The sequence below is a fragment of the Levilactobacillus sp. LN180102 genome (genome assembly GCF_050106635.1).
Taxonomy (GTDB): Bacteria; Bacillota; Bacilli; order Lactobacillales; family Lactobacillaceae; genus Levilactobacillus; species Levilactobacillus brevis.
Genome location: NZ_JBNIIX010000017.1, coordinates 18,586 through 29,574 on the forward strand (window position 1 = coordinate 18,586; position 10,989 = coordinate 29,574).

7 protein-coding genes are annotated in these 10,989 nt (G+C 46.9%); all 7 read left to right on the top strand.

Translation table 11 applies throughout. The features are described from left to right. The first annotated feature begins 8 nt into the window (after positions 1-8). The 7 genes from rpoD to clpB all read left to right on the top strand — a co-directional run bounded on the left by rpoD (position 9) and on the right by clpB (position 10,896). Positions 9-1,139, top strand: coding sequence for an RNA polymerase sigma factor RpoD (gene rpoD / locus ACP4IT_RS10020; RefSeq protein WP_369707381.1), 1,131 nt, complete (start codon positions 9-11; stop codon positions 1,137-1,139). A 232-nt stretch (positions 1,140-1,371) separates the two neighbouring features. Further along, positions 1,372-1,878, top strand: a complete 507-nt coding sequence (locus tag ACP4IT_RS10025; RefSeq protein ID WP_015473785.1) for an RrF2 family transcriptional regulator — start codon at positions 1,372-1,374, stop codon at positions 1,876-1,878. A gap of 58 nt (positions 1,879-1,936) precedes the next feature. After that, positions 1,937-5,218 (top strand): MMPL family transporter, encoded by a 3,282-nt coding sequence (locus ACP4IT_RS10030; RefSeq protein WP_156646868.1) that lies wholly within the window; start codon positions 1,937-1,939, stop codon positions 5,216-5,218. A gap of 118 nt (positions 5,219-5,336) precedes the next feature. Next, a complete protein-coding gene (locus ACP4IT_RS10035) occupies positions 5,337-6,044 on the top strand; it encodes a tRNA (adenine(22)-N(1))-methyltransferase (protein WP_011667533.1) in 708 nt (235 codons plus the stop codon). After that, complete coding sequence (locus tag ACP4IT_RS10040; protein WP_011667534.1) at positions 6,031-6,837, top strand: Nif3-like dinuclear metal center hexameric protein; 807 nt, start codon at positions 6,031-6,033, stop codon at positions 6,835-6,837. Before ACP4IT_RS10035 ends, ACP4IT_RS10040 begins: the two co-directional genes overlap by 14 nt. 60 nt (positions 6,838-6,897) lie before the next feature. After that, positions 6,898-8,139 carry a peptidase T gene (gene pepT / locus ACP4IT_RS10045; RefSeq protein ID WP_011667535.1) on the top strand — a complete coding sequence of 414 codons (1,242 nt, stop codon included), beginning with the start codon at positions 6,898-6,900 and terminating at the stop codon, positions 8,137-8,139. A 144-nt stretch (positions 8,140-8,283) separates the two neighbouring features. Continuing rightward, on the top strand, positions 8,284-10,896 hold the full coding sequence (clpB, locus tag ACP4IT_RS10050; protein ID WP_011667536.1) for an ATP-dependent chaperone ClpB: 2,613 nt from the start codon (positions 8,284-8,286) through the stop codon (positions 10,894-10,896). Positions 10,897-10,989 lie beyond the last annotated feature (93 nt).

A 10,989-nucleotide genomic window follows, 5' to 3' on the forward strand; every position in this document is an offset into this window, starting at 1 on the left:
TAGGGGGTATTTTAATGGCAAAAAAAACCACGGATCAACCAATGTTTGACCAAAAAGCATACAACAAGACGGTACGTGCCTTAATCAAGGACACCAAAAAGGCGGGTCACATCACGTATGATGACTTAACTGATAAGGTGGCAACACCGTACACACTGGATGCTAAGCAAATGGACAAGTTACTTGAAACCATTTCCGATGCCGGAATCAGCGTGGTTGATGCTAAGGGTGAGCCAGACGCACGGGCGGTTAAAGCTCAAAAGGCCGTTTCTAAGAAAGAATTAAAAGATGCTTCGACGACAACGGGCGTTAAGATTAACGATCCAGTGCGGATGTATCTAAAGGAAATTGGGCGCGTCAACCTCTTGACTGCCGACGAAGAAGTCGCATTGGCTTTACGGATTGAAAACGGTGAAGAAGCCGCTAAGCAAGAACTAGCGGAAGCCAACTTACGGTTAGTGGTTTCTATCGCTAAGCGTTACGTGGGTCGGGGAATGCAGTTCTTGGATTTGATTCAAGAAGGTAACATGGGGCTGATGAAGGCCGTTGAAAAGTTTGACTACCGCAAAGGGTTTAAGTTCTCAACTTACGCAACTTGGTGGATTCGTCAAGCGATTACACGGGCCATTGCTGACCAAGCTCGGACGATTCGGATTCCCGTTCATATGGTGGAAACCATTAACAAGTTAATTCGGATTCAACGGCAATTGCTTCAAGATCTTGGACGTGAACCAACGCCAGAAGAAATTGGGGCCGAAATGGATATGCCAACGGAAAAGGTTCGCGAAATCTTAAAGATTGCGCAAGAACCAGTTTCTTTGGAAACGCCAATTGGTGAAGAAGATGATTCTCACTTGGGTGATTTTATTGAAGACCAAGATGCCACCAGTCCAGCTGACCATGCCGCTTACGAATTGTTGAAAGAACAATTGGAGAGCGTTTTGGATACGTTAACTGATCGGGAAGAAAATGTTTTACGGCTACGGTTTGGCCTAGATGATGGTCGGACGCGGACGTTGGAAGAAGTGGGTAAAGTCTTCGGGGTTACCCGGGAACGGATTCGCCAAATTGAAGCTAAAGCTTTGCGGAAATTACGGCACCCATCACGCAGTAAACAACTGAAAGACTTTTTGGAATAGATTTGTAAAAGCAGCTACCGCTAGGGTGGCTGCTTTTTTTTATTACTGGTGACGGCTAAGCCAGAAATAGATGAGGAAGCGTCAAAAGAAGTGAAATCGCTTACACAAAAAAATAACCGTGATTGCATTAATTTATTGCGTCAGAAGTCTTGAAAAATTATCTAAAGGGGATATAATGTATCTCGTTTAAGAAATTGGCAAGGTTCGTCATGTTTGGGAAAGGAGGGGCCCTTTGAAAGCAAAACCGAGTCTTGAACAAGCACTTTGTATTGTGACTTTTTTGGGGATTCAGGATCGTCAAATCCCGTTACATAGTTCATTGGTGGCGGAACGATTGGGTATCTCAACCAGCTATTTGAAGAAAATCGTCCAACGATTGGCCGCAGGAAAAATTGTTAAGACTGTATCTGGTCGAGTTGGGGGAATTGTCCTGACCCGTAATCCAAATGAGATTACGTTATTAGACATTTTTGATGCGATTGAGGGACCGCAGTCCTTTGTGAAAAATACTGGACTGGTTAAACGACTATTTGATTTTGAACAGCGTGATCAGTTTATGCGGATGTACGGGTTAAAGAATCTCCACGGTGAACAGTCGGTCGCCAACGTGCTGTCAACGTTTGGTGCGGCGGAGAAGCAATATCGACAGCAGCTAGCGACGTTGTCCATTGGTGACATTCTGCCATCAAATGGGAACCAACCCCTAGAACTTGATTGGACAACCTGGTTAACTCGATAAACAGTAGAATAGAAGTTAGTTTAATTAATTATTTAGGAGGTATTATCCTGTGCGCTGGATGAACAAACATTACATCTGGAATGTGATTGGCTGGTTGGTGATCGTTTTGCTAGCCATCCTGACGATTCCAAACATGAGTAAATTGGTGGCTGATAAGGGTCAGATTACGGTTCCCAGCAATTATCAAAGCACCGAAGCAACCAATATGCAAAAGAAGTGGGGCCGTTCACAACGGGGAACCACGGCTGTTGTAGTGGCCTTTAGCAACGGTAATACCGCGTTGACCAGTGATCAAAATAAGCAAATTGATAAGACCATTAAACGGATCAAGAATCATGAGGATCGGTATCAAATCCGGTCAATGACGGCAGCTAGTGATAGTTCAACTGCTGCTTCCCAACTAATCTCTAAAGATAAGAGTACGCAACTATTACAGTTGAACGTGCGTAAGTCGTCAAGCCATTCAATCACTTCGATTCGTGACCAAATCACTCAATTAGCTAAGACTGATGGGGTGAAGACGTATCTAACGGGGGCCGATGTTTTAAATCAAGACTTCTCGGATGCCACGCAAGCCGGGGTGCAAAAGACTGAAATTATTGCGGCAATTTTTATTTTCTTAGTATTGTGGTTAGTATTCAGATCGCCAGTGACACCGCTCTTCTCGTTGTTAACGGTTGGCGTATCCGTGATTACATCGATTTCTGTTGTGGCAAACTTAGTTGACCGCTTCAACTTCCCATTCTCTAACTTCACCCAAGTCTTTATTGTGATTGTTCTGTTTGGGATTGGGACTGACTATAATATTCTCCTCTACAACGAGTTTAGGGAGCGGTTAGCCAACGGGCAAGACCGCTACTCAGCGACCAAAGAGGCCATCAAGATTGGTGGTCGTACGGTTCTTTATTCCGGGTTGTCCGTGTTAATTGGGATGAGTGTGTTGGGTTTTGCCAACTTCTCCTTGTATCGGTCAGCCGTTGGTATTGCCGTTGGGGTTGTGGTCTTGTTGGCCGTGCTTCTGACATTGAATCCGTTTTTTATGGCAATCTGTGGGCCACACATGTTCTGGCCAGTGAAGAAATTCTCTGGTGAAGGCGACAGTCGTCTCTGGCATGGTATGGCTAAGCACGCGATGATTCGGCCGGTGATTACGTTGATCGTTGCCGGAATTGTCTTTATTCCACTTGCACTGGCGTCTCACGGGACGTTGGATTACGATGATACAGTGGAAATTGGCAATAATGTGCCGGCTAAGCAAGGGTTACGCGTGGTGCAAAAGCACTTCTCCAAAGGAACCGCGGAACCAACGACAATTTACATCCAAAGTGATCATAAGTTAAATAACGAAAAATCCTTACTACTCATTGATCGTCTGACCAAACAACTGCAAAATGCAGATGGGGTTAAGACGGTGGCGTCCGTCACGCAGCCTGGTGGGAAAGCCATTAAGCAATTGTATGTTCGGAACCAAATGAGTTCAGTAACTACAGGATTAGTTAAGGCCCAAAAAGGTGTCAATAAGGTTAACAAAGGGCTAAAGTCAGCCAATAGTCAGTTAAGCAAAGAAGATGTCTCTGGATCAGTGAAAAAGGCCCAGAAGCTGGCGACAGGTGCCAAACAAGTCAGTGATGGGACGAAGACCTTACAGACAGGAATTTCACAAGTCACAACGGGTGTTAGTCAAATGAATACCAGCGTGGCTGGTGCGACGAGTTCCTCACAACAAGCTAAATTAGCACAACTGGAGGCAGCGCTACCACAATTGAACGCAGCTATTCAAGAGCTTAGTGCGCAAGTTAACAGCAGTGCGTCAGGCAGTACCAGTGGTGTGACGAGCGGCTTAACTAACATTGGGAGTTCCGCTCAGGATATCAAGTCACAACTCCAAAAGGTTCAAGACTTGGTCGCTAGTGCGTCAGCCAGTTCTGGTAATGGGTACGCAACAGCGGTTCAAGCTTTTAGTTCCGCTGGAGCACCATTATCAGCGACACAAAAAGCAGTTTTACAGTCAGTTATGAAGCAACAGGCATCTGCCCAAGCTAGTTTATTAGCTTCCGTGAAGTCATCGTTATCACAGGTGGCTACGGATACGTCTAATATTGGGACGTCAACGACAAACGTGGCTAGTCAACTACAAACCTTGCAAGGTACGACGTCACAATTGCAGTCATCAGTGGCGACGTTGGCGCAAAAATCTAACGTGGTGTTGCCGGGTGCAGCAACGGCCTTGTCATCTGCTAGTTCACAGACAAGTGAGCTATCTTCTAAACTGGGTTCGTTGTCTGGGGCGATGTTCACGATTAACAACAAGATGCCTGCACTGGTGAGTGGTGCCAGCCAAGTTGCCGCTGGTAACCAAACAATGGCAGAGCAGCTGGCCTCAATGAATAAGAAGTTAACGAAAATGCGGAGTCGTTTATCTGCTGCAACAACCGGTTTGAGTTCGGTTTCTTCCGGTGTCGGGACAGCCAATACCTACCTTAAGGGCTTACAGAAGTCGGCTGCGGCGGAAACGTTCTACATTCCGAAGAAGTCGATCAACAGCGGGTCATTTAAGCAATCGATGGACACCTACATGTCACCGAACCACAAGCTAACGAAGCTGACGGTTGTCTTGAAGGACGATCCAAGTTCAGCGGCAGCCATGGCGCGGCTACCTAAGCTGGAAAAAATTGTCAATGGAAGCCTGCAAGGAACCAGCTTGAGCGGTGCTAAGGTTGCCTTTGGCGGCAATACGTCGCAAACTAACGACACGTCTGCGATGGCCTCTAGTGACTTTACGCGGACTGTGATTATCATGTTAGCTGGAATCTTTGTGGCCTTGATGGTGGTTACCCGTTCTCTGGTTCAACCAATTGTGATCGAAGGAATCTTGCTAGTCGCTTACTCTGGTGCCTTAACGTTAGTGCACTGGCTAGTAAAGCCAATTTTGGGGACCAATATGTTGACATGGAACACGCCATTCTTCACATTCGTGATGTTGATTTCTCTGGGGGTTGATTACTCGATCTTCTTGATGCGTAAGTATCGTGAAAGTCTTCATGAACCGGGTGCGACGAGTGATAAAATGTTACATGCGGCAACGGTTATTGGTACGGTGGTCATTTCAGCCGGGATTATTTTGAGTGGGACATTCGCTGCATTGATTCCATCTGGGGTGATGACCTTGATTCAAATTGCCTTGGCCGTGATTTTGGGGATTGTCTTGTTGATTATTCTTTTACCGATTGTCATGCCAGCCGTTATGAAGATTACGTACCCTTATCCTTACTCTAAGATGGGGCAAGCAACGGCGTCAACGGATGATGATCAACCGCAAACGCGTCGTCAGCAAAAATAAGCTAAGTTAAAGAAGTCAGTGCCAATTGGTGCTGGCTTTTTTAGTGGTTCCGCTATCCAATTTTACGTGACTAGCTTATACTAAAAGGTAATGAGAAAAACAGAAGGGAAGAAAATTTATGGATGCACAACATCTATCAGTCCGACTCGCAACGGTCGCCAAATACGTTCCGCAAGGCAGTCGGTTAGCTGATATCGGGACCGACCACGCCTACTTGCCCGTTAATCTCGCACAACGGGGGTTGATTGCTGGCGGTGTGGCTGGCGAGGTCGTTAAGGGTCCCTTTGAAAATGCCGCGCATGAGATTGAACGTGAGGGCGTGGCTCATCAGATTACGGCGCGCTTGGCGAATGGGCTACAGGCCATTGAGGCGGATGACCAGATCGATACAGTCGCGATTGCTGGAATGGGAGGAACGCTCATCACGCAAATTTTGACGCAAGACTTTGAGCGCTTGGCCGGGGTGCAGCGCCTCATCTTGCAACCGAATGTGGGGGAATGGCACGTTCGGCAATTCTTGATGACGCACGGTTTTCAACTTGTCGCGGAAGAAATTGTCAGTGAAGATGGGCATGATTATGAAATCTTGGTAGCCGATAGACAGGCCCAACCACAACAATATACGGCTGAACAACTACGCTTTGGACCGTATCTACTAGCTGAACACAATGCGACGTTTATGGCGAAATGGCAACGAGAACTTGCCCGGACAGAAGCAGTCCTTCAACAGGTACGTTCAGCTAAGGCGGTTCCGGTTGAAAAGGTGACGGCTTTAGAAGCAGAATTGGCTGAAATTAAGGAGGTCTTGCAACGTGTTGGTGCGTGAGTTAGTGTCACGGTTTGAGCAGTTCGCCCCAAAGTCATGGGCAGAGCCCGGCGATCCGGTTGGCCTTCAGTTAGGGCGATTAGATGCACCGGTCCACAAAGTCTTGGTCACCTTGGACGTGCGGCCAGAAGTGGTGGCCGAAGCCATTGAGATCGGGGCAGACTTTATTTTTGCTCATCATCCGATGATGTTTCGACCAGCTAAAAATTTAGACTTGGCGATTCCCCAAAACCAGATGTATGCGACGCTTTTACAACATCACATCACGGTATACGGTGCCCATACGAACTTAGACAGTGCACCCGGGGGGATGAATGATTGGCTAGCCGCTGCTTTAGGCTTACAACAATGCGTGGGTTTAGTTCCTAGTAATGGGGTTGGGGCAACGTCCGAAATTATGATGGGGCGGATTGGTGATTTGTCGGAAACGACGACCGTCCGTGAGTTTGCCCTAGCTTGCAAACGATACTTTCACGTTGACGGGTTACGGCTGATTACCCACACGCCAGAAGCGCCAGTTAAGCGAGTCGCTATTCTCGGTGGTAGTGGTGGACAATTTTACCCAGCAGCGCTGGCTAAGGGCGCTGATGTTTATGTGACGGGCGATGTTTCCTATCATCCCGGTCACGATATGATTGCGGCTGGGTTGAATGTCATTGATCCCGGTCACCATATTGAAAGCATTTGTAAGCCACATTTAACGGCCATGTTCCAGCAATGGGCGCAGGAAAATAACTGGGCGATAACGGTGCAGGCTTCGCAGTTAAACACCGACCCGTTTACTTTTCTTTAAAGGGCAAAACAGGTAAACTGATTGGAAGTAAGTAGCTTAAATATTGAGGAGTGATTTATTTTGGCAAAGTATGACAACTTGATTCCCCGCTTCTTGAAGTATGTAAAAATTAATACGCGGTCTGATCCGCAGTCGACGACAATTCCATCAACGCCCCGATTGACAGCATTTGCAGAAGGGCTTGTAACGGATTTACAGGCAATCGGATTAACTGATGTACACATCAATGCCCAATCCGCTTATGTTTTTGCGACCTTACCGGCTAATACAGATAAGGCAGTTAAAAAATTGGGATTCATTTCTCATTTTGATACAGCAGATTTTAACAGTGAGCATATTAACCCACAAATCGTTGAAAACTATGACGGCCAATCGGTCATCAAACTGGATGAAGCTGGTAAGTATACGTTAGATCCAGCTGTTTTTCCTAATTTAAAGAATTACGCTGGGCATACGTTGATTACCACTGATGGTCAAACGCTATTAGGGGCCGATGATAAATCTGGGGTAGCTGAAATCATGGCAGCGGCCGAATACTTATTGGCTCATCCTGAAATCAAGCATGGCGAGATTAAGATTGGTTTAGGGCCTGACGAAGAAATTGGGACAGGGGCTGATCACTTTGATGTGGCCGATTTTGGGGCAGACATTGCCTATACAGTTGATGGTGGTCCCTTGGGACAGCTTGAATATGAAACCTTTAATGCCGCGGATGCTCAGGTTGAGATCACGGGGACCAATGTTCACCCAGCCGAGGCCAAGGGCGTCATGGTTAATGCATCGCAGGTAGCCATGGACTTCCATGCTGCATTGCCAGAACACGATCGTCCAGAATATACGGAAGGTCGTGAAGGCTTCTTCCACTTATATAGCATGACAGGAGACGTTGATACGGCCCATCTCAGCTATATTATTCGTGATCATGACCGGCAAATTTTCGAGGACCGCAAGCAACTCTTCCAAGGCGTTGCCGACCAATTAAACCAACAATATGGGTCAAAACGGGTCCAGGTCACGATCAAGGACCAGTACTACAACATGCGTGAAGTGATCGAAAAGGATATGACGGTGGTTGACTTGGCTAAGGATGCACTCGAGGCTCTTAACATCAAACCGTTAATTTTCCCCGTCCGTGGTGGAACAGATGGGTCCAAGATCTCCTTTATGGGCTTGCCAACACCGAACTTATTTGCCGGTGGCGAGAACATGCACGGTCGGTTCGAATATGTGTCTGAACAAACCATGGAACAAGCGACCGATGTGATTATTAAGATCGCGGAATTGGCGGAACAGCGGGCTTAAATTATTTGGTCAAAAAAGGTCAAATTATTTGGATTTCTCGTTTAAATCAGTTAGAATGAATCATGAAGAAGGAGGTTGCCGGTGTTGGTTACCTCTTTTTATGACTCTTAAAATTAACGAAAAACTAACTGAGGGGGACTCGATATGAATCCAGAAAAAATGACAGAAGCTTTAACAAGTGCTTTAGCCGAAGCACAGCGGATTGCGGTCACACGTCAGCATCAAGCAGTGACCGTGGCTCACTTGTTTAAATTTCTTGTTCAGCCCGGCGAATTAGCCCGGCAACTTTTTCAAGACGCGGGTGTTGATGTGACGGCACTCGATCACGAACTCGATCGGGAACTCGATAGTATTAGCACGGTCACGGGTAGTGGCGTGCAGTATGGTCAGGAGTTCTCTAGAAATTTAACCGAATTACTCCAAAAGGCCGATCAGATTCGTGACGCCTATCACGATGATTTTATGGCTTTGGATACGGTGGTTCTGGCCGTCATGCAATTGAACGGTGAAGCGCTGACGGATTATCTCAAACAACAGGGGTTGACGGAAAAGAAACTCCGGGCAGCAGTTGATGACTTACGTGGAGGTGAACGGGTGACGTCTAAGAATCAAGAAGATCAATATAAAGCATTAGAAAAGTACGGTACTGATTTAGTCAAAGCTATGCGTAGTGGTAAGATTGATCCGATTATCGGTCGCGATGATGAAATTCTTTCAGTCATTCGGATTCTTTCGCGTAAGACCAAGAATAATCCGGTTTTAATTGGTGAACCGGGTGTTGGTAAAACGGCGATTGTTGAAGGCTTGGCGCAACGAATTGTGCGTGGAGACGTACCGGATAATTTGAAAGATAAGACGATTTTCTCTCTAGATATGGGGGCTTTAATTGCCGGGGCGAAGTACCGTGGTGAATTTGAGGAACGATTAAAGGCAGTTCTCAAAGAAGTTACCAAGAGTGATGGTCAGATTATCATGTTTATTGATGAAATTCATAACATTGTGGGTGCCGGTAAGACAGAAGGCAGCATGGATGCTGGTAATTTGTTGAAGCCGATGTTGGCCCGCGGTGAGCTTCACTTGATTGGGGCCACCACGTTAGACGAATATCGTCAATATTTGGAACAGGATAAGGCATTGGAACGGCGCTTCCAGCGGGTATTGGTCAACGAACCGAGCGTAGCTGACACGGTTACCATTTTACGGGGATTGCGGGAACGCTTTGAAATTCACCATGGCGTTAAGATTCATGATAATGCCTTGATTGCGGCCGCTAAATTATCCGATCGGTATCTGACAGACCGCTTCTTACCCGATAAGGCAATCGACCTCGTCGACGAGGCCTCCGCTTCGATTCGTGTGGAAATGAATTCGGCGCCAACGGAATTGGATCAGGCTCGGCGGCAGTTGATGCGGATGCAAGTTGAGCAAACGGCATTGAAGCAAGAAACGGACGAGGCCTCGAAACAACGACTCAGTGACCTACAGAAAGAATTAGCCGATACGAAGGAAAGGGTCGATCACCTGAGTGCGCGGTGGAATCAAGAAAAGTCGGCGATTAAGCAATTAGGTGACAAGAAAACGGAATTAGACCAGGCTAAACGTGAATTGGAAAATGCTGAATCGGCTTATGACTTAAACCGGGCAGCCGAATTGCAACACGGAACGATTCCCCAATTGGAAAAGGAATTAGCCGATTTGGAGCAAACCGATCAGCAACAAGATTGGTTGGTCTCCGAGTCAGTGACTGAAAACGAGATTGCCGCAGTAGTAAGTCGGATGACCGGTATTCCCGTGACGAAACTGGTCCAAGGTGAACGTGAGAAACTGTTGAAATTGGCCGATCATCTGCATGAACGGGTGGTTGGTCAAGACCAAGCCGTTTCGGCGGTGGCTGATGCGGTCTTGCGGTCACGAGCAGGCTTACAAGATCCAACCAAACCGTTAGGGTCGTTCTTGTTTCTGGGACCGACCGGGGTTGGGAAAACAGAATTAGCGAAAGCCTTAGCTGAAAACTTATTTGACAGTGAAGATCACATGGTCCGAATCGACATGAGTGAGTACATGGAAAAGGAATCGGTCTCACGATTGGTCGGCGCGGCGCCAGGATACGTCGGCTATGAAGAAGGCGGCCAGCTAACGGAAGCCGTTCGGCGTAATCCGTACACGATTGTTTTGTTTGATGAAGTGGAAAAGGCGCACCCAGACGTCTTTAACTTGTTACTGCAGGTCTTAGATGATGGCCGGTTGACGGATAGTCAGGGGCGGACTGTAGACTTTAAGAATACGATTTTGATCATGACATCTAATCTGGGATCGGAGTTGCTGTTACAAGGAACTGACGACCAGGGTCGGATTAGTGAGGACGCTAAGAAACAAGTCGCCCAATTGCTCCAAAGTCATTTCCGGCCAGAATTCTTAAACCGGATTGATGAAACGATTATGTTTACCCCACTGTCCTTAGCGGATGTTGAACAAATTGTAGTTAAACTGATTGATCACCTTGCCACTCGCCTACACGAACAGCAGTTAGACTTGACCATTACGCCAGCTGCACAAACGTGGATTGCGAAGGCCGGCTACCTGCCAGCTTATGGGGCCCGGCCATTACAACGGTTTATCACGACCCATGTTGAAACACCATTGGCTCGTGAATTGATCGCTGGCACAATTCCAGCCAATAGTCTGATTACGATTGATGTTGCTGACGACCAGTTAACGTTCACCCATGCCCCGCAAGCAGCAGCTGATGCACAGTAAAGTGAAGTAGGGAAACAATAACCGGTTACTAGTTATTTTGAGATTATCGGTACAAGCTCTTCCAGAATCTTTGATGATTCTGGGGGAGCTTTT